Here is a 19,187-nt window from a genome sequence, read left to right on the forward strand (position 1 = left end):
TTTGTCAACATTTTTTATCCCCGGAAAATGTTGACAAAACGATACATTTTTGAGCAAGAAGGCTTTGAGATATGGTATAATGTGCGTATCACGATATAATGAGCGTTAGCGAGAGGAATTTTATTATGTTGAAAATATATCTTGGAGAAATGAAAGGTGCAATCTATCATCCGCCAACCTATTTTGATAATTGTTATGAAGATGAATGGCTGACCACGCCACTGGCAAAAGAAATGATCCGCGATGTGGATCGCTCGGAGGTAATCAGTGCGCATCTGATTGACAGCCCGGTGCTTGGTCCGATTCCACCGAAAGATTTATCCGGAGGAATCAAAACGTTGCTGCTGATGGCATACGATACAGACGGAAAGATCTTTAATGCCTCCGTATGTGGAGATAATTGTGCAAAATGGATTTTAAAATTAGGAGAGCAAAAGGATCTGACGATTAATCTGCGTCATGTGATGCGGTTTGGCAAAGATCCTTTTGAAATCCTGATTTTAAATACAGGGACTATTGTGCGGAATATGTCCGAATTTGTAGATGTTGCCGAGGCTTATGTATAGGTGGATGTATGAAGGGAAAGAAAAGAGTTATTATTCAAAATAACAGAGTTCATTATGAATTTGTGATAAAGCGTAATATTACAATCATCCAGGGGGATAGTGCATCAGGAAAAACAACACTGGTAAATATGATCCGGCAGGCAGAAAATTTAGGGGAGTCCAGCGGAATCAACGTTTCCTGTGAAGTACCGTGCAGAGTGCTGGAAGGTGTTAATTGGAAAATTATTTTGGAAAACAGCCGGGAAAGCATCTTTTTCATAGACGAGGAGAATTATTTTATAAAAACAGAAGAATTTGCTTCTGCCATACGGGGTTCAGAAAACTATTTTGTATTGATTACGAGAGAAAACTTATATAATTTGCCGTATAGTGTAGAAGAGATTTATGGATTGCATGTTTCCGGAAAATACAGAGATACCAGAAAAATATATCAGAAAATGTATCAGATCTATCCCAAAACAGCACGGCTTCCTGTTAGAGTACAAAAAATAATTACGGAAGATTCCAATTCTGGGTATCAATTTTTTGAAAATGTATGTGCAGAAAGGAATATTACATGTGAAAGCGCTGGTGGAAAAACAAAAATACCGGAAATGATCGGCAAGGCAGGAACAGAAGAAACCTGTATTATTGCGGACGGTGCTGCAATTGGAGCAGAAATGAATCTTCTCAGCAATAAAATAGAGGAAAAACAGAACGTACATTTATATTTACCGGAGTCTTTTGAATGGCTGATTTTAAATTCAGATCTTTTACAGGACAAAGAGGTTCGTAAAATTCTGGAAAATCCAGAAGATTATATCGACAGCACAGAGTTTTTTAGCTGGGAACAATATTTTACAAAATTGCTGATTCAGAAAACAGAAGGAACATATTTGCAGTATAAAAAAGCAAAATTAAATCCATCTTATTTGCAGGATAAAAATAAAAACAAAATACTGGAGAGTATACAAGGGATTCAGTGGAAAATAAAATCCTTAAAATAGCAAAAATAATGAAAGAATAGAGAGAAGAACATGAACTATACAATTTATGACTATCTCGGCCTGTTTTTCTTTTACGCCTTCCTTGGATGGCTTCTGGAAACTTCTGTGGCCGCGATCCGGAAAAAACATATGGTAAACAGAGGATTCTTAAATGGTCCGCTCTGCGCCATCTATGGAATCACAGCTGTCTTTATGACACGTTATCTGTATGAACTGCAGTCAAGCCCCGTCTTTTTGTTCCTTGGCTGTATGATTATCGCTACCGCAGTCGAGTGGCTGGCCGGTCACGCACTGGAACGCATTGGCCATGGCAAATGGTGGGACTATTCCAATAAAAAATGGAACATGGACGGCTATATCTGCCTCCAGTATTCTGTACTCTGGGGAATTTTAGGACTGCTTGCCATGAAAATCGGCAATCGCCTCTGCTTTACAGTTCTTCATTTAATTCCGGCCGGTTTCCTGCATATCACATCCTGGATTCTCTTTGGTATATTGGTAGTAGATGCCGTCGGTTCCTATGCTGTTCTGCACCACATCACGAAAAAAATGCCGCGGATCAGCGCTATGAACGATCAGATCGACGCCTTCACCAGACGCCTTTCTGTCCGTGTTTACCGCTATCTGGAGCGTCGTGTGGAACGTGCCTATCCGGCCGTACAGCCAGTTCCGGAGAAAAAAGAGAAAACAGAAACCGGCGTATTTGCCGAAGGATGCAGCTTTTACAAAATCGTTCTTCTCTTCATCATCGGCGCATTTTTGGGCGATATTACAGAAGCCATATTCTGCCGCATCACCGCCGGTGTCTGGATGAGCCGCAGCAGCCTTGTCTGGGGCCCGTTCAGCATCGTCTGGGGCCTGGCCATCGCCCTCGCTACCTGGTTCCTCTACAACTACCGCGACCGCTCCGATGGATTCCTGTTTGCCTTTGGTACCTTCCTCGGCGGAGCCTACGAATACATCTGCAGTGTGTTCACCGAAATCGTATTCGGAAAAGTCTTCTGGGACTACAGCGACATTCCCTTCAACCTCGGAGGCCGTATCAACCTCCTGTACTGTTTCTTCTGGGGAATAGCCGCCGTCGTCTGGCTCAAAAAATTCTATCCTGTCATTTCGCGCTGGATTGAAAAAATCCCGATGAAATTCGGAGAATCATCACTTGGATCCTGATCGTGTTCATGGTGGCCAACATGCTCGTATCTACCCTTGCTCTCGCCCGATACGACGAACGCGCCCACCAAAAGCCCGCAGCTAATGCCATCGAGCAGACCATAGATGCCCATTTCCCGGACGCCCGAATGGAAAAAATCTACCCCAATGCCAAAGCGATTAACTAGAATGTGTTAAAAAACATTTCCGTAGTCTGCACGCCCCAATTACAGACTACAAAAAGCCCTCTCCCGCCGTCATGCAAAGTCAGGCCCCGTTTCGACAGCTTTGGTCTGCGCGGTCCGTTACCCCCAAAGAAAACCTTTGGCAACCCACCAAAAGTATGATATAATGTCACATAGATATTTTGGGGATACCATATCCTCTAAGAGCGAAGAAAGGACTCAACCACAAATGACAGTAGACAACAGCTTCACAATGAAGAAATTTCAGAGCATGGAAATCATCTATGTCACATTTTCCCAGATCACGAAACTCCCATACGTAGAGTGCGATCCGGAAACCTTTGATGATCAGGTATACATGTTTACCGAAGAAGAAGCAGCTAAAGAATTTGCAAAATCCTATGTAGAGAAGAACACCCCGCTGCTTACCGTAAAAGTACTGCGCAAGCAGATGCCGAACTTCTATATGGGCCTCTACGCAGAAGGTGTCAACATGGTCATCTTCCACGAAGGCGGTCAGACCCGCCGCATCGAGCTGGAGCAGATCTTCCCGAAACCGGACATGGAAAAAATGAACAAACAGCATCTTCCGGTCCTCAACCCTGGCGTACAGCTCACTGTAGTCTATTTCCTGCAGGAGCTCCGCAAACCAAATCAGAAAAGAGACGATGCCGAACGCATGCAGCACCTGCGTGAACTCGAAGAAGAAATGCTTGTCAACCTGATGCGAAGCAAATTCATCCTTGCCATCGACATCTCCCAGGTACAGGGCGAATTCGATCCGGCCAACCCGGGACCAGACGTGCGCATCCCGTACATCAAAAACCAGAACGAAGACATCTTCCAGCCGCTGTTTTCCGATATTGGTGAATTCCAGAAATTCCGTCCGGATCCGCAGGCAAAACTCCGTCTGGCAGCCATCCCGTTCCAGCACCTTCTGCCGTACCTGATGAAACAGGCCAAAGGCTTCGTCATCAACCCGTCCGGCTTCAACCTTCTGTTGACCAGAGAACAGCTCCAGAGAATCATGGGAGCCCAGGCGCAGAGTGTCCGCCCGAATCTCGAGGCGATGATGGCACAGGCTGCCGCAGCTCAGGCGCAGAGAAATGCGCAGAACAATGCTGCAAATGACGAAGTAAAAGATCATGTGGATGAGGCGGAAACTACCGACGCAGAAACAGACCACGAAGAATAAAAACCGACAGGGCCGCAGAAAATCCCAGTAAACGGGCACTGCGGTCCGTTTTTGACTGCATAAAACCGGAAATAATAAAGAAAAACAAGAAAGGATATACAAAAATGAACGCAGAACATTGCAAAGCCTATACCCTGCTGCAGGAACAGCAGATTGATGATATCCACGCACATGGCTACCTCCTTCGCCACAACAAAAGCGGAGCCCGCGTGCTGCTTCTCGAGACGGAGGATGACAACAAAGTATTCAACATCGCGTTCCGTACCCCGCCGGCCGACAGCACCGGCGTAGCCCACATCCTCGAGCACAGCGTCCTCTGCGGCTCCCGCGAATTCCCGTTAAAGGATCCCTTCGTAGACTCGTCAAAGGATCCCTGAACACCTTCTTAAATGCTATGACCTACCCGGATAAAACCATGTACCCGGTAGCCAGCACCAACGATGCCGACTTCCAGAACCTGATGCATGTCTACATGGACGCCGTATTCTACCCGAACATTTACAAACACGACGAAATCTTCCGTCAGGAAGGCTGGAGCTATCATCTGGAAAGCAAAGACGGCCCGCTGACCTACAACGGTGTTGTATACAACGAGATGAAAGGAGCCTTCTCCTCCGCAGACGATGTCCTGGAGCGTGAAACATTCAACACCCTGTTCCCGGACACTCCGTACGGCGTAGAATCCGGCGGAGATCCGTCCTGCATCCCGAACCTGACCTACGAAAACTTCCTGAAATTCCATCAGACCTATTACCATCCGTCCAACAGCTATATCTACCTGTACGGAAACATGGATATGGAAGAAAAACTGGTATGGATGGATGAAAAATACCTGTCCCATTTTGATGCAAAAGAAGTAAAATCCGAAATCCCGTATCAGAAACCATTTGCAGAGACCCTCGACATTGTACACGAGTACCCGGTGCTCGACGGCGATCCGCTTGAAAACAATGCGTACCTGTCCTACAACATGGTCATTGGCAGCGGTCTGGATGTAAAATTAAACGTGGCATTTTCTGTTCTGGAGTATGCACTCCTTGACGCACCGGGAGCCCCGGTCAAACAGGCACTCCTTGACGCACACATCGGAAAAGATGTTTACGGTTCCTACGAGGACGGCATCCTGCAGCCATTCTTCTCCATCGTAGCCAAGAACGCTGATGAAAATGAGAAAGAAAAATTCCTGTCCATCATCCGCGGCACCCTCGAGGATATCGTGAAAAACGGCATGGATCAGAAAGCCATCGAGGCAGGCATCAACTATTTCGAATTCCGTTTCCGTGAGGCGGACTTCTCCAGCTTCCCAAAGGGCCTGATGTACGGCATCGACGTCTTCGACAGCTGGCTGTACGACGAGAACAAACCGTTCGCCTACCTGCAGCAGCTTGCGATCTACGATGAGCTGAAAAAACTGGCAAAAGAAGGCTATTTCGAAAACCTGATCCAGACGTATCTGCTGGACAACACCCATGCCTCCATCGTGACCCTCATTCCAAAGACCGGTCTTGCCGCAGAAAATGATGCAAAGACCGCAGAAAAACTGCAGAAATACAAAGAGAGCCTGTCAAAAGAAGAGATCGAGAAAATCATTGCTGACACCAAAGAGCTGGCAGCATATCAGGAAGAAGAGGAGAGCGAGGAAGTACTCGAGACGATTCCGCTCCTGAAACGAAGCGATATCAAACGTGAGTCTATCAAACTTTACAATGACGAGCATGAAGTCGATGGAACGACAGTGCTTCATCACAACGTATTCACGAACGGCATCGGTTACTTAAGCTTGTTGTTTGATACGAAAAATGTGCCGAACGATCTGATCCCGTACATGGGCGTATTAAAATCCGTTCTCGGCTATGTGGACACCGAACACTACACCTACGGCGAACTGTTCAACGAGATCAATGCACAGACCGGCGGCATCAACTGTGGACTGCAGGTATTCCGCATTCCGGAAAATGATGACGACTGCCGCAGAATGTTCGGCATCCGCGCGAAATTCCTGTACGACAAACTGGATTTCGTCATGAAAATGATTGAGGAAATCCTGAACACCTCCCGCCTGGATGACGAGAAACGTCTTCACGAGATCATCTCCAGCATGAAATCCGGCCTGCAGAACCGCCTGTCTTCCGCCGGAAATGCAACGGCTGTGATGCGTGCAGCTTCCTATTACTCCCCGATGAGCAATTTCCAGGACCGCATCGCAGGCATCGGCTTCTACCAGCTCTTAAAAGATCTGGACGAGAACTTCGATGAGAAAAAAGCAGAACTGATTAAAAATCTGCAGACCCTGATGAAATACATCTTCCGCAAAGAGAATCTGACCGTCTCCTATACCGCAGACGAGACAGGCTACGCACCGCTGGAAGAAAAAATCGCAGCATTCAAAGAGAATCTGTACACCGACGAAGTGGAGCCGGGCAGCATTGTGTATGACTTTGAACAGAAAAACGAAGCCTTCCAGACCTCCGGCCAGGTACAGTACGTGGCACTCTGTGGAAACTTCGAGCGCGAAGGCTACGACTACACAGGAGCCCTGCGCATCCTGCGTGTCATGCTGAGCTATGACTATCTGTGGATCAACATCCGTGTCAAAGGCGGCGCTTACGGCTGCGGCGGAGCTTTCGGAAGAGGCGGAAACGCGTGCATTTCTTCCTACCGTGACCCGAACGTCGGAAGAACCCTTGAAGTATACCGCGGTATCGGCGATTACGTGCGCAATTTCGAAGCAGACGAGCGCCAGATGACCAAATACATCATCGGAACGATCAGCGAACTCGACGTCCCGATGAACCCGTCCGCAAAAGGCCAGACCTCCGAGAGCGCATGGTTCAACGGCATCACCGAAGCAGACTTCCAGCAGGAGAGAGATCAGATCCTCGATGCAACCCTGGACGACATTCATGCACTGGCAGACCTTGTAGATGCAGCCTTAAAACAGAACAACATCTGCGTTGTCGGAAGCGAAGCAGCCATTCAGAAAGAGAAAGAACTGTTTAAGAACGTAGAGAACTTATAAATGAGGAGAAGAGACAGCAATGGAAAACAATGCAAATTATAAATCCGGCTTTGTAGCCCTGATTGGCCGTCCGAACGTGGGAAAATCCACGCTGATGAACCACCTGATCGGACAGAAGATTGCGATTACATCCAAGAAACCGCAGACCACCCGCAACCGCATCCAGACCGTTTATACGTGTGACGAGGGACAGATCGTGTTCCTCGACACACCGGGTATCCACAAGGCGAAAAATAAGCTCGGCGAGTACATGGTCGATGTAGCCGAGAAAACGTTAAAAGAAGTCGATGTGATTCTCTGGCTGGTAGAGCCGAGCAACTTCATCGGAGCAGGAGAGCGCCATATCGCAGAGATCCTGGAGAAAGTCAATGCGCCGGTCATCCTCATTATCAACAAGACCGATACCGTGGAGAAAGACAAAATCCTGGAATTCATCGATACGTACCGCAAGCTGTTCCAGTTTGCCGAGATCATTCCGTGCTCGGCACTCCGCCATCAGAACACCGATGACATCATTCCGAGCATCTTCAAATATCTGCCGTACGGCCCGCAGTTCTACGATGAGGACACCATCACCGATCAGCCGATGCGCCAGATCGTGGCTGAGATCATCCGCGAGAAAGCACTGTACGCCTTAAACGAAGAGATCCCGCACGGCATCGCCGTTGTGATCGACCAGATGAAAGACCGCCCGAACGGAAAAATCGTTGATATTGATGCGACCATCATCTGCGAGCGCGATTCCCACAAGGGCATCATCATCGGAAAACAGGGCGCGATGCTCAAGAAGATCGGAAGCAACGCGCGGTATGAGCTGGAGCAGATGCTGGAGCAGAAAGTCAACCTGAAGCTCTGGGTCAAAGTCAAAAAAGACTGGCGCGACAGCGATTTCCTCGTGAAGAACTTCGGATATGATAAAAAGAAACTCGATTTATAATATTGCATTATAATAAGGAAGAAACATGCGAGAACCAATCAATGTAAGCGGAATGGTATTATCCGCCTCCCCGGTCGGAGAGTATGACAAGCGCGTCGTGATCCTGACCCGGGAGCTCGGCAAAATCACCGCCTTCGCGCGCGGCGCCCGCCGCATGAAAAGCCCGCTGATGGCCGTCTCCAATCCGTTCGTCTTCGGCGAGTTTCAGGTTTACGAGGGCCGTGACAGCTACACCCTCTCCGGCGCAAACATTAAAGAATACTTCCTCGACCTGGCGCAGATGCAGCCCGGCGTTTATTACGGCTTTTATTTTCTGGAACTGGCCGAATATTTCGGCCAGGAAGGAAACGATGAAACCCAGATGCTGAACCTTCTGTACGTGACGATGAACGCCATCCGCAGCGGAAAACAGGACCTCCGCCTGATCCGGTGCATCTTCGAACTGCGGACGATCACAATCAGCGGAGAAGCACCGCAGATGTTCTCCTGCATGGAGTGCGGCACGAAAGAGAATCTGACCGTTTTCTCCCTGCGCGACAGCGCCATCTACTGCCCAAACTGTGGAAAAACCATCAGAGATCCATGGCCGCTGCAGCCGGGCACCGTGCTGGCATGCCGCTATATCATTGCGGCACCGCTCGCGAAGCTGTATGGTTTTACCGTAAATGAAGAGATCCTGGACGAACTGGAACGATTGCTGCGTGCATATCTCCATCGCTATGTCGAAAAGAAGATGAAAACATTACAGATTCTGGATGTGATGAAATAATATAAAATGTAATAATTTGCAAAAATGTGAAATAATTATGTCCAAAAGTGTGTCCACACCTTTACAAATAAGTAGAAATGGGATAGAATATTTGGAATAAAGAAAAAAATGGTTCTGTATTCGTCACAGAAGATATTGCAAATGCATAGTACCAGAAAAAATGAGAAGGTTTTAGTGAAAATGGTAATATAAAAGCTAGAAAAACTATGCGAAACAAGAGAATGTTACGAGTACGGCGAAAAAAATACGACAGGGGAGAAAGGTATGTACAAAAAATCATCCACAGGATGGCTGAAGCATCTGGATTTTATGGTTCTTGATATTATCTGTCTTCAGCTGGCTTTCGTCATGGGTTATTTCTTAAGACATCACAGTTTTAAGCCATATGGAAGCCCAATTTACCGAAATGAGGCTATCGTATTCGCTCTGATCCAGCTGATGATCATGTTTTTTGACGATTCCTTCAAAAACGTCATGAAGCGCGGATACCTCGTGGAAATCGGAATGACTGTAAAAAATATGGTATACATCATCGTTCTTGGTGTATTCTACCTGTTCCTGATTCAGGAGGGAGATCAGTTCTCCAGAGCAACCATTATGCTGACCGGTGCTCTGTACGGAATGCTTTCCTATCTGATGCGCATCGGATGGAAGGCTGTGGTAAAGAAACGCAGCAGCGGGGAACACAGCGGCCGTTCGCTTCTGATCATCACGACCGAAAAACAGTCACAGTCCGTTGTAAAGAGCATGCTGGATTTCGATTACATCGGCGTTCGTCCGACTGGCGTTGTTCTCGTAGACCAGGACAGAACCGGACACAAAATCCACGGCGTACCGGTGGTATCGAACCTTGCAGATGCAGCTGAGTATGTCTGCCGTGAGTGGTTCGACGAAGTGCTGATCGTTCTGCCGGAAGGCAGAGAAATCCCGCAGAAAGTATTCGACGCATTCGCCGAGATGGGCATTACGATCCACGTAAAAATTGCGGACGTGAACGAAATGCAGGGAAAAAATCAGACTGTAGAGCGCATGGGCAACTATACCGTGGTCACCACCTGCATCAATATGGCAAGCGCAGGACAGCTTGTGCTGAAACGAATCATGGACATCTGCGGCGGTCTTGCCGGATGTATTCTGACCGGAATCATCTTCCTGTTCGTTGCCCCTGCGATTTATATCAAGTCTCCGGGCCCGATCTTCTTCTCACAGTACCGTGTCGGAAAGAACGGAAGAAAATTCAAAATTTACAAGTTCCGTAGCATGTACATGGATGCGGAAGAGCGGAAAAAAGAACTGATGAAACAGAACCGCGTCAGCGATGGTCTGATGTTCAAAATGGAGAATGACCCGCGTGTCATCGGAAGCGAAAAAGGACCAGGCAAAGGAATCGGAAACTTTATCCGCAAAACCTCGCTGGATGAATTCCCGCAGTTCTTCAATGTGTTAAAAGGCGACATGAGCCTTGTAGGAACCCGTCCGCCGACAGTGGATGAGTGGGAGAAATATGAGCTCCATCACAGAGCAAGACTGGCAATCAAGCCGGGACTGACTGGTATGTGGCAGGTAAGCGGACGAAGCGAGATTACAGATTTTGAAGAGGTTGTAAAACTGGATACGAAGTACATTTCAGAATGGTCCTTTATGCTGGATATTAAGATTTTGTTTAAAACTGTACTGATTGTATTAGGCCAGAAAGGTTCTATGTAAAAAAAATGAAAAATGGAGATATATTGTAGTTTTGGGAGTAGTGTGGTAAAATAAAGGTAAATTTTAAGAAAAATTTATGAATGGAAGCGCAAAGAAGTCCTGATGACGGCGAAAAGGAAAAAGGCTTCCTTTGACAGGTAGTCCAAATAATGTTAATTATTTGGACCTTTTTATGTGAACTTCCTGAAATATTAACTCTCGTTTCGACATGTTCTTGCTTTAAGCCAGTTGTAGCATACTTTAAAAGGAATTTTATGAGAGTTAATTTTATAGGAAGTTCACATATATACTACCACAAAAGTAATTATCTTTCACTGACAACTATCCTAACACACAGGGGATTGAAAAAGTCATAAAGTTATGGTATAATCGAAAACAAAAGTTCATGAAAAATGAAAGAAGGAAGTATATGAACAACTCAAAACAAGATATATTGAACAACCTGATAAAAGAACCCTTCATCAATCAGCGTATCCTTGCCGCACAGACCGGCCATTCGCTTGGAATCGTCAATCGTTCGATCAAGGAACTGATTTCAGAAGGTTACCTGGATGAAGAGATCCGTCCGACGGAAAAGACACTGCGTGAGGCAAAAGAGAAAGCGCCGAAAAACGCCATTATCCTTGCCGCCGGATTTGGTATGCGGATGGTTCCGATTAATACAGAGACACCGAAAGGACTTCTGGAAATCAAGGGAGAGCGGCTGATAGAGCGCACAATCCGTCAGCTTCATGAAGTCGGCATTACAGAGATTTACGTCGTTGTCGGATTTATGAAAGAGCAGTATGAATATCTGATCGATGAATACGGCGTAGAATTGATCGTCGCTCCGGACTATGTGTCGAAAAACAATCTGCATTCCCTGAAAACGGCGGCAGCCATTTATCAAACAGCTACATCATTCCCTGTGATATCTGGTGTGAAAAGAATCCATACAGCAGAAACGAATTATATTCCTGGTACATGGTCAGCGATCTGGTGGATGATGACAGTACCGTCCGCGTAAACCGGAAGCAGGAGCTGGTCGTACAGAAAGAACAGGCAGGCGGAAACGCGATGATCGGCATCTGTTATCTGCTGGAAACAGAAGCGGAGATCGTGCGGGAGCGTCTGGAAGAACTGGGAAGAGATTCCCGATACGACGGAGCGTTCTGGGAGGAAACCTTATACCGGAAAGACAGAATGATTGTGACGGCCCGTGTTGTACATGCTGCCGATGCCGTAGAAATCAATACCTATGAGCAGCTGCGTGAGATTGACAGCGATTCCAGCCAGCTGCAGACGGATGCGATTCAGGTAATCTGTGAAGCACTTGGAGCACAGCAGAACGAAGTGACAAACATTACAGTTCTGAAAAAAGGAATGACAAACCGATCCTTTTTATTCTCCTGTAAAGATAAAAAATACATTATGCGAATTCCGGGAGAGGGAACCGATCAGTTGATCAACCGCAGGCAGGAAGCCGCTGTATATCAGACGATCGCCGGCCGCAGGATCTGTGATGAGATTGCCTATATTAACCCGGAGAACGGCTACAAAATCACAGAATATCTCGAAGGTGCGCGGGTCTGCGATGCAGAAAATGAGGAAGATCTTCAGAAATGCATGAAGAAACTGCGGGAGTTTCACGGGCAGAAATTAAGAGTAGACCATTCCTTCGACCTGTTCGGACAGATGGAATACTATGAAAGCCTCTGGGAAGGAACTCCGTCAGCATATAAAGATTACGAAAAGACGAAAGCGCATGTGCTTCAGTTAAAGGATTACATCGAAGCAAATGCCGGAGAGTGGGTGCTCACTCACATTGATGCTGTGCCGGACAATTTTCTGTTTGTGGAAGAAAACGGAAAAGAGGAGATCCGCCTGATCGACTGGGAATACGCCGGAATGCAGGATCCGCATGTGGATATTGCGATGTTCTGTATCTATTCTCTTTACAAAAAAGAGCAGGTGGACCATCTGATTGATCTTTATTTTGAAGGAAACTGTGACGACAGAACACGCATAAAAATCTACTGCTACATCGCAGTCTGCGGTCTGCTCTGGAGCAACTGGTGCGAATATAAACGGAAATTAGGCGTGGAATTCGGAGAATATTCCCTGCGGCAGTACCGTTACGCAAAAGATTATTACAAAATTGTCCAGCAGGAACTGGGAGAGGAAGGAAAAGAAATATGTACAAAGTAGAGCGCGCCATTATTATGGCGGCAGGCCTCGGAAACCGGATGAAGCCGGTAACGTTAAAAACACCAAAACCGCTGGTCCGGGTAAACGGTGTGCGGATGATTGATACCGTCATCAATGGACTGCACAAAAACGGAATCACAGAAATTTACGTGGTAGTCGGTTACCTCAAGGAACAGTTCCAGACACTGGAAGAGGAGTACCCGGGTCTGAAGCTGATCGACAATCCGTGGTACGATACCTGCAACAACATCGCATCGCTGTATGTGGCGCGGGAACATCTGGAAAATGCGTTTATTCTTGACGGTGACCAGATCATCTATCATCCGGAAATTCTGGCACCGGAGTTTGAGCGATCCGGTTACAACAGCGTGTGGACGGATGATGAGACCGACGAGTGGCTGCAGACCGTGGAAAACGGCATTGTGACAGGCTGCAGCAGAACCGGCGGAAAGGGCGGCTGGCAGCTCTACAGCATTTCCCGATGGACAGCAGAAGATGGAAAGCGGTTAAAAGGCCATCTGGAGCAGGAGTTTGAAGTAAAGAAAAACCGTCAGATTTACTGGGACGATGTGGCAATGTTCTGCTACCCGAAAGAGTATCAGCTTGGCATCCGGCCAATGAAGGCAGAGGATATCATAGAAGTAGACAATTTCAGCGAGCTTGTTGCACTCGATGCATCGTATGCGGATTACGCAGAAAGGGAAGAAAATGAACAGTAAGAACCAACAGAAGAAAAAAGAAATCGACTGGATGATTACGCTGGTGCCTCTGGCGCTGATCGTTGCTCTATGTATCGTATTTTTCTTTGCACCGGAGCAGTCGAATCAGGTACTTGGCCAGATTCGATTTCTGTTTGGAGACACCTTTGGAACGTATTACCTGGTCATCGGACTTGGCATTTTCTTTCTGTCTCTGTTTCTGGCAGGCTCCAAATACGGAAATATTGTGCTTGGAAAGCCGGATGAGAAGCCAAAATATTCCTTTTTTGCATGGGGATGCATGATGTTTACCTGTGGTCTGGCAGCAGATATTCTGTTTTATTCGTTCTCTGAGTGGATTTTGTACGCAACAGATCCTCACATCGCAGAACTTGGCAGCATTCAGGACTGGGCAGGCGTATTTCCACTGTTTCACTGGAGCTTTATCCCGTGGGGATTCTATCTGGTACTGGCTGTTGCGTTTGGCTTTATGCTTCATGTAAGAAAACGAAACCGTCAGAAATACAGCGAGGCGTGCCGTCCGATTCTGGGAAAACAGACAGATGGAATTGGCGGCCGTCTGATTGACCTTCTGGCTGTCTTTGCATTGCTGGCCGGAACTGCTACCACTTTTAGTGTGGCAACTCCTCTGATGGCGGAAATCATCGGCGAGCTGTTCCATATGGAAGTCAGCAGAACTGTGATTAATATTATCATTCTTCTGATCACCTGCTGTGTTTATACCTATTCTCTTCTGCATGGATTCAAAGGAATCAGCATTCTGGCCAAGGTGTGCATTTATCTGTTTTTCGGACTCCTTGCCTTCGTCCTGCTGTTTGGGGGAGAGACGCGGTATATTATTGAAACTGGATTTTCTTCTCTTGGAAAAATGATTCAGAACTTTATCGGCTTATCAACGTATACGGACCCGATGCGTACGACAAACTTCCCACAGAACTGGACCATTTATTACTGGGCATACTGGATGGTATGGTGTGTGGCAGCACCGTTCTTCATTGGCAGCATTTCCCGCGGAAGAACAGTGCGCCAGACGATTCTCGGCGGATACGGTTTTGGTGTGGGTTCCACGCTTGTCAGCTTTATTATTCTTGGAAATTATTCGATGGGAAAGCAGATTTCAGGTGCAATTGATTTCATTTCGCAGTATAATGAAAGTGGAGATTTATATCATCTGATCGTGTCGATGATCAAAACCATGCCGTGTGCACCGCTGATTATGGTTGTTGTATTAGTTACGATGGTTGCATTTTATGCGACATCGTTCGACTCGATCGCATTGACGGCATCGTGCTACAGCTACCGGAAACTGGAAGACGGCGAAGAGCCGGCAAAAGGAATTCAGCTGATGTGGTGTATCCTGCTGATCCTGCTTCCGATTGCACTTCTTTTTGCAGAGAGTTCCATGAACAGTCTGCAGTCTGTCAGTATCGTAGCGGCATTTCCGATCGGCATTGTGATCGTGATGATTGCGGTCAGCTTCTTAAAAGATGCAAAACTGTATTTAGAAGAATTGCAGGGAGGAAAAGCGCATGGAGAGGAGAAAAAAGAGAATCGTTAAACTGACAGCATTTTTGTTTCTGCTTGCGGCATCCATTTTTGTGATGCCGCAAAAGGCGTTTGCGGACGAAAATGAGGATGTTACATTGCCGACGGGCGATATTAAACCCATGGAACCACAGCAGGATGAGTCCGGGATTGATACATACGGGGTCGATGAAGGCGATGAGTTCAGCGGAACGGAGTATGAATTGTATACGGTTCTGGAGAATCGTGTGAAAGAAGCGATGCTGGCTGGAAATGAATGGGTATCCATTAAAGATTTAAAAATAAGAAGGGATACCTATGACATTTGGGAATCGAAACACATAAAGCAGTGAGAATCCCCCATGTGAATGGAAGCGTTCAACCATGGGGGATTTTAATGGATGTTCCTCTTGCAGTCCCCCCCATTTTGTGTTAACATAAAACACGCAAATAACCAACAGCAAGGAGTTCTATTTTACATGAACATTACCTCAAAATACCGTTCTCTCTCCGTCCAGGCGAAGGCGGCGCTTTGGTTTACGATCTGCAGTTTTTTACAGAAAGGCATTTCGTTCATCACAGTTCCGATTTTCACGCGTCTGATGAGCACCGAGGAGTACGGAACCTATACGGTTTATCTGTCCTGGCTGCAGATTTTGACGATTATGACATCGCTGTATTTATTTAATGGTGTTTATGACAATGCGATGGCAAAGTACGAGAAGCAGCGGGATGAATATACATCTGCAATGCAGGGACTGACGCTTGTGATTACGGGTGCGGTTTTTGCATTGTATTGTTTTACATCGGGTTTCTGGGAGAAGATTTTAAATCTGCCGAAATCCATGATTCTGCTGATGTTTCTGGAAGCGCTGCTGAGTCCGGCGCTTTCTTACTGGTCGGGGCGGCAGCGGTTTGAGTATCGGTACCGGATTCTGGTCTGCGTGACGATTCTGCAGGCGCTGATGAACCCGATCGCGAGCCTGGTGCTGATCCGTATCAACGGCGGTACGGCCATGATGCGGATCTTAGGTATCGTCGGGGTGCAGGTCTGCATCTGTGTGCCGATTATTGTGTTCCAGTTTTGCAAAGGAAAAGAGTTCTTTTCGAAGGAATACTGGGGCTACGCACTGCGGATCGGAATTCCGATTGTGCCGCATTATCTGTCCGGTATTATCCTGAATCAGGGCGACCGCATCATGATCGACAAGATGGTCGGAAAGACGGAAGTTGCGCTGTACGGGCTGGCGTACAGCATTGGTATGCTGGTGCAGCTTTTCATCAGCGGTATGAACAGTGCATTGACACCGTGGATGTACAGCAAGATCAAAAAGGGCGACATCCGCTCGATGCGGAAGGTGCTGCAGCTTCTTAGTATTGTAGTGGTCGGCATAGCCGTGGCGCTGATGCTGATCAGTCCGGAGATGGTGCTGATTTTCGGATCGCCGAAGTACCGCGAGGCGGTGTACGTCATTCCGCCGGTGGCAGCGAGTGTGTTCTTTATCTTTATTTATAATATTCTCTCGATGCCGCAGTTCTATTATGAAAAAACACAGTTTCTGATGGCTGCATCCATGGCGGCGGCTGGAGCGAATGTGGTGCTGAACTTTATTTTTATCCGCCTGTTCGGCTATATTGCGGCCGGTTACACGACGCTGGCATGCTATATGCTGTATTCGGTCGGCCATTATATTGTGAGCAAACAGATTCTGGTGAACGAAGGAATCCAGGAAAATCTGATGAATCCAGGATTTCTTCTGGCGTGCTCCGTTTTTCTGATTGGAGCAAGCATCATCTGCAATCTGATTTTCCCGTACAGGATCCTGCGTTACGCGATTCTGCTCGCAAGTGCAGGGCTGGTCTTCTGGAAGAAAGAACTTCTGTTGAAGACGATGGCGGATATCCGGAAAAAATAAAAAAGTGGGGGAGGATTTGAAACGAATGTTCAGAGCCTCCCCGTTTTTCTTGACAGTCACAGAAAAACGATACAATGAAAGAATGAAGAAAAGTAAGGCATTTTAATTAGAAAAGGAAAAATTACATGAGTACCAGTATTTCAATAAAAGAACTAAAAGAGCTCGATCCGTCAAGCTATCAGATCGTCGATATCCGCGATGCGGTAGAGATCTCCCACGGCGCGATTCCGGGAGCGCTTGTGATGAAGACAGAAGAAATCGAGACAAGTGATGCGATTGACCGGAGCAAAAAGACGATTATCTGCTGCAGCCGCGGCCGGTTCAGTGTCGCAGCGGCGGAAGAATTACAGGAAAAGGGCTGGGACGCTGTGAGCCTGGAGGGCGGTTACATCGCCTGGCTGATGGATGTGATGAGCGCGCCGGAGGAGCAGGACAAGGCGGCAGACGTGGAGAAGAGTCTCCGCAAAAAATTCAAAAAGTCGATCTGGTCCAAATTTACGAAAGCGATCAACACATACGAGCTGGTAAAACCGGGCGATAAAATCGCTGTCTGTATTTCCGGCGGAAAAGATTCGATGTTGATGGCGAAATGCTTTCAGGAGTTAAAGCTTCACAATAAATTTGATTTCGAAGTAAAATTCGTTGTCATGGACCCGGGATACAGCCCGGAGAACCGCAAGGTGATCGAGGATAACGCAAAGAGCCTCCATATTCCGATCACGATTTTCGAGACCGATATTTTCGATTCGGTTTACCATGTCGAAAATTCGCCGTGTTACCTCTGCGCGAGAATGCGCCGCGGCCATCTGTACCATTTTGCACAGCAGCTTGGCTGCAACAAGATCGCACTTGGCCATCATTACGATGATGTCATTGAGACAATCCTCATGGGAATGCTCTACGGTGCGCAGGTGCAGACGATGATGCCGAAGCTTCACAGCATCCACTTCGAGGGCATGGAGCTGATCCGCCCGCTGTATCTGGTGCGCGAGGATGATATCAAGGCGTGGAGAGATTATAACGGTCTGCATTTTATCCAGTGTGCCTGCAAGTTTACCGATACCTGCACGACCTGCAATAACGAGGAGAATCGTTCGAAACGCGTGGAGATCAAGGAACTGATCAAAAACCTGAAAAAGGTGAATCCGTTCGTGGAGAGCAATATTTTCCGCAGTGTCGAAAATGTCAACATTGACACCGTGGTCGGCTACAAGCAGCACGGCATCCGCCACAATTTCCTGGAAGGATACGACGACAATCCGGGTTATGTGCCGGAGGCAGAAAAAGCGGCGGCGGAGACGGAATAAAAAGAAGGAACTCTATGCACAGAAAAATAGAAGAAACGCCGGAGCGGGAGAAAATGCTGATCCGGCTGAAAGAGCTCCGTCTGGAACGCGGTTACTCGATGACGCAGGCGGCGCGGAAGATTTTCAGTCACCCGGACACCTACAACCGGTATGAAAAAGGCATTCGTGAGATTCCGCTGGATTCGCTGATGCTGCTGGCGAAGACGTATGACTGCAGTCTCGACTATCTGGCAGGTGTTTCAGACCGGCCGAGAAAATATGGAAGGTGATGCAGATGGCAATTCCTCTTTATCTGACGACGATTGAACAGGATATTTTTGATACATTCCGGTATCTGCCGCATGCCGTTGCAGTCGGTGTCGGCTTTGTGACGGTTGCAGCAGCGTGGAAAAACCAGCAGATGATAAAGAAACAAAAACGGCTGGAGCATGCGCATGCGGTTCCTGGCACCCAGCTTCTGCTGTGGTTTCTGGTAGCAGTCTATTTTGCGATGATGCTTTCTATTACGCTGTTTTCCAGAGAACCGGGTTCGAGAACGGGCGTGGATGTGAAGCTGTTTGAAACCTGGGGAAACCAGCGGCTGCCGGACCGGTATTTTGTGGAAAATATTCTGCTGTTTCTCCCGTTCGGCGTATTGCTGCCGGCGGCGGTTCCGTCTCTTCGGAAAGGATGGTGCTGCGTCTATGCGGCGTTTTCCACAAGCATGATGCTGGAAACAGTGCAGCTCTTAACAGAGCGCGGCTACTGCCAGTTAGATGATGTTGTGACGAATACGCTTGGAGCAGCCATCGGGTATCTGGTGTTTGCACTGGTGCGGAAATGTTGGAGAGGGAAGATAGAAGAATAGAAGGAAAACAAGAAGGCTCTGCCCAAATGGACAGAGCTTTTTTCTTCCCTGTTTTTATAGCAAGACCCGAAAATAATGCAAAAAATTCAGCACCGCAGAGCGTGAATTACTGCGTCACAGATTTTCGTCGTACCCCGGTACGCCTTCAAATCTGTTCCTTGCAATTCGCGCTCT

General features: G+C 47.3%; 18 protein-coding genes. All 18 read left to right on the forward strand.

The features are described 5' to 3' along the window. Positions 1 to 125 precede the first annotated feature (125 nt). The 18 genes from DW965_RS16875 to DW965_RS16950 all read left to right on the forward strand — a co-directional run bounded on the left by DW965_RS16875 (position 126) and on the right by DW965_RS16950 (position 19,013). Positions 126 to 566, forward strand: coding sequence for a DUF4869 domain-containing protein (locus tag DW965_RS16875; protein WP_055227895.1), 441 nt, complete (start codon positions 126 to 128; stop codon positions 564 to 566). 8 nt (positions 567 to 574) lie between these two features. After that, the gene (locus DW965_RS16880) at positions 575 to 1,552 is read left to right on the forward strand and encodes a hypothetical protein (RefSeq protein WP_055227896.1); all 978 of its coding nucleotides are present in this window, start codon (positions 575 to 577) and stop codon (positions 1,550 to 1,552) included. A gap of 30 nt (positions 1,553 to 1,582) precedes the next feature. After that, positions 1,583 to 2,722 carry a putative ABC transporter permease gene (locus DW965_RS16885; protein ID WP_330421249.1) on the forward strand — a complete coding sequence of 380 codons (1,140 nt, stop codon included), beginning with the start codon at positions 1,583 to 1,585 and terminating at the stop codon, positions 2,720 to 2,722. Positions 2,723 to 3,115: 393 nt separating this feature from the next. Further along, a complete protein-coding gene (locus DW965_RS16890; RefSeq protein ID WP_158568537.1) occupies positions 3,116 to 4,081 on the forward strand; it encodes an SseB family protein in 966 nt (321 codons plus the stop codon). A gap of 104 nt (positions 4,082 to 4,185) precedes the next feature. Then, complete coding sequence (locus tag DW965_RS21795) at positions 4,186 to 4,458, forward strand: hypothetical protein (protein WP_330421250.1); 273 nt, start codon at positions 4,186 to 4,188, stop codon at positions 4,456 to 4,458. A 17-nt stretch (positions 4,459 to 4,475) separates the two neighbouring features. Then, the gene (locus DW965_RS16895) at positions 4,476 to 7,100 is read left to right on the forward strand and encodes an insulinase family protein (protein ID WP_330421251.1); all 2,625 of its coding nucleotides are present in this window, start codon (positions 4,476 to 4,478) and stop codon (positions 7,098 to 7,100) included. 19 nt (positions 7,101 to 7,119) lie between these two features. Continuing rightward, positions 7,120 to 8,037 (forward strand): GTPase Era, encoded by a 918-nt coding sequence (gene era / locus DW965_RS16900; RefSeq protein WP_055227900.1) that lies wholly within the window; start codon positions 7,120 to 7,122, stop codon positions 8,035 to 8,037. 25 nt (positions 8,038 to 8,062) lie between these two features. After that, complete coding sequence (recO, locus tag DW965_RS16905; RefSeq protein ID WP_117509403.1) at positions 8,063 to 8,806, forward strand: DNA repair protein RecO; 744 nt, start codon at positions 8,063 to 8,065, stop codon at positions 8,804 to 8,806. Positions 8,807 to 9,070: 264 nt separating this feature from the next. Continuing rightward, positions 9,071 to 10,513, forward strand: coding sequence for a sugar transferase (locus DW965_RS16910; RefSeq protein ID WP_117509402.1), 1,443 nt, complete (start codon positions 9,071 to 9,073; stop codon positions 10,511 to 10,513). A 409-nt stretch (positions 10,514 to 10,922) separates the two neighbouring features. Next, positions 10,923 to 11,519, forward strand: a complete 597-nt coding sequence (locus DW965_RS21800) for an NTP transferase domain-containing protein (RefSeq protein WP_330415310.1) — start codon at positions 10,923 to 10,925, stop codon at positions 11,517 to 11,519. Beyond that, the gene (locus DW965_RS16915) at positions 11,477 to 12,700 is read left to right on the forward strand and encodes a choline/ethanolamine kinase family protein (protein ID WP_330415311.1); all 1,224 of its coding nucleotides are present in this window, start codon (positions 11,477 to 11,479) and stop codon (positions 12,698 to 12,700) included. Before DW965_RS21800 ends, DW965_RS16915 begins: the two co-directional genes overlap by 43 nt. Continuing rightward, positions 12,688 to 13,419, forward strand: a complete 732-nt coding sequence (locus DW965_RS16920; protein ID WP_117760619.1) for an NTP transferase domain-containing protein — start codon at positions 12,688 to 12,690, stop codon at positions 13,417 to 13,419. The genes DW965_RS16915 and DW965_RS16920 overlap by 13 nt, the downstream gene beginning before the upstream one ends. After that, positions 13,409 to 14,977 carry a BCCT family transporter gene (locus DW965_RS16925; protein ID WP_055227905.1) on the forward strand — a complete coding sequence of 523 codons (1,569 nt, stop codon included), beginning with the start codon at positions 13,409 to 13,411 and terminating at the stop codon, positions 14,975 to 14,977. The genes DW965_RS16920 and DW965_RS16925 overlap by 11 nt, the downstream gene beginning before the upstream one ends. Next, a complete protein-coding gene (locus DW965_RS16930; protein WP_119198626.1) occupies positions 14,949 to 15,296 on the forward strand; it encodes a hypothetical protein in 348 nt (115 codons plus the stop codon). Before DW965_RS16925 ends, DW965_RS16930 begins: the two co-directional genes overlap by 29 nt. A gap of 126 nt (positions 15,297 to 15,422) precedes the next feature. Then, positions 15,423 to 16,859: a lipopolysaccharide biosynthesis protein gene (locus tag DW965_RS16935; protein WP_158554972.1), complete on the forward strand. Its 1,437-nt coding sequence runs from the start codon at positions 15,423 to 15,425 to the stop codon at positions 16,857 to 16,859. A gap of 125 nt (positions 16,860 to 16,984) precedes the next feature. Further along, positions 16,985 to 18,166, forward strand: a complete 1,182-nt coding sequence (locus DW965_RS16940) for an ATP-binding protein (protein WP_055220425.1) — start codon at positions 16,985 to 16,987, stop codon at positions 18,164 to 18,166. Between the two features lie 14 nt (positions 18,167 to 18,180). After that, a complete protein-coding gene (locus DW965_RS16945) occupies positions 18,181 to 18,435 on the forward strand; it encodes a helix-turn-helix domain-containing protein (protein WP_117804762.1) in 255 nt (84 codons plus the stop codon). Positions 18,436 to 18,440: 5 nt separating this feature from the next. After that, positions 18,441 to 19,013, forward strand: a complete 573-nt coding sequence (locus DW965_RS16950) for a VanZ family protein (RefSeq protein ID WP_117760622.1) — start codon at positions 18,441 to 18,443, stop codon at positions 19,011 to 19,013. Positions 19,014 to 19,187: the final 174 nt, after the last annotated feature.

Source organism: Blautia sp. AM47-4, assembly GCF_003479865.1.
In the GTDB taxonomy this organism is placed as follows: domain Bacteria; phylum Bacillota; class Clostridia; order Lachnospirales; family Lachnospiraceae; genus Fusicatenibacter; species Fusicatenibacter saccharivorans.

What these genes read in the sequence shown, in the direction of transcription:
- DW965_RS16940 (WP_055220425.1), top strand. Translation starts at nt 16,985, where the DNA reads ATGAGTACCAGTATTTCAATAAAAGAACTAAAAGAGCTCGATCCGTCA.
- era (WP_055227900.1), top strand. Translation starts at nt 7,120, where the DNA reads ATGGAAAACAATGCAAATTATAAATCCGGCTTTGTAGCCCTGATTGGC.
- DW965_RS16910 (WP_117509402.1), top strand. Translation starts at nt 9,071, where the DNA reads ATGTACAAAAAATCATCCACAGGATGGCTGAAGCATCTGGATTTTATG.
- DW965_RS16945 (WP_117804762.1), top strand. Translation starts at nt 18,181, where the DNA reads ATGCACAGAAAAATAGAAGAAACGCCGGAGCGGGAGAAAATGCTGATC.
- DW965_RS21800 (WP_330415310.1), top strand. Translation starts at nt 10,923, where the DNA reads ATGAACAACTCAAAACAAGATATATTGAACAACCTGATAAAAGAACCC.
- DW965_RS21795 (WP_330421250.1), top strand. Translation starts at nt 4,186, where the DNA reads ATGAACGCAGAACATTGCAAAGCCTATACCCTGCTGCAGGAACAGCAG.
- DW965_RS16950 (WP_117760622.1), top strand. Translation starts at nt 18,441, where the DNA reads ATGGCAATTCCTCTTTATCTGACGACGATTGAACAGGATATTTTTGAT.
- DW965_RS16875 (WP_055227895.1), top strand. Translation starts at nt 126, where the DNA reads ATGTTGAAAATATATCTTGGAGAAATGAAAGGTGCAATCTATCATCCG.
- DW965_RS16890 (WP_158568537.1), top strand. Translation starts at nt 3,116, where the DNA reads ATGACAGTAGACAACAGCTTCACAATGAAGAAATTTCAGAGCATGGAA.
- DW965_RS16885 (WP_330421249.1), top strand. Translation starts at nt 1,583, where the DNA reads ATGAACTATACAATTTATGACTATCTCGGCCTGTTTTTCTTTTACGCC.
- DW965_RS16920 (WP_117760619.1), top strand. Translation starts at nt 12,688, where the DNA reads ATGTACAAAGTAGAGCGCGCCATTATTATGGCGGCAGGCCTCGGAAAC.
- recO (WP_117509403.1), top strand. Translation starts at nt 8,063, where the DNA reads ATGCGAGAACCAATCAATGTAAGCGGAATGGTATTATCCGCCTCCCCG.
- DW965_RS16880 (WP_055227896.1), top strand. Translation starts at nt 575, where the DNA reads ATGAAGGGAAAGAAAAGAGTTATTATTCAAAATAACAGAGTTCATTAT.
- DW965_RS16925 (WP_055227905.1), top strand. Translation starts at nt 13,409, where the DNA reads ATGAACAGTAAGAACCAACAGAAGAAAAAAGAAATCGACTGGATGATT.
- DW965_RS16930 (WP_119198626.1), top strand. Translation starts at nt 14,949, where the DNA reads ATGGAGAGGAGAAAAAAGAGAATCGTTAAACTGACAGCATTTTTGTTT.
- DW965_RS16895 (WP_330421251.1), top strand. Translation starts at nt 4,476, where the DNA reads ATGACCTACCCGGATAAAACCATGTACCCGGTAGCCAGCACCAACGAT.
- DW965_RS16915 (WP_330415311.1), top strand. Translation starts at nt 11,477, where the DNA reads ATGGTCAGCGATCTGGTGGATGATGACAGTACCGTCCGCGTAAACCGG.
- DW965_RS16935 (WP_158554972.1), top strand. Translation starts at nt 15,423, where the DNA reads ATGAACATTACCTCAAAATACCGTTCTCTCTCCGTCCAGGCGAAGGCG.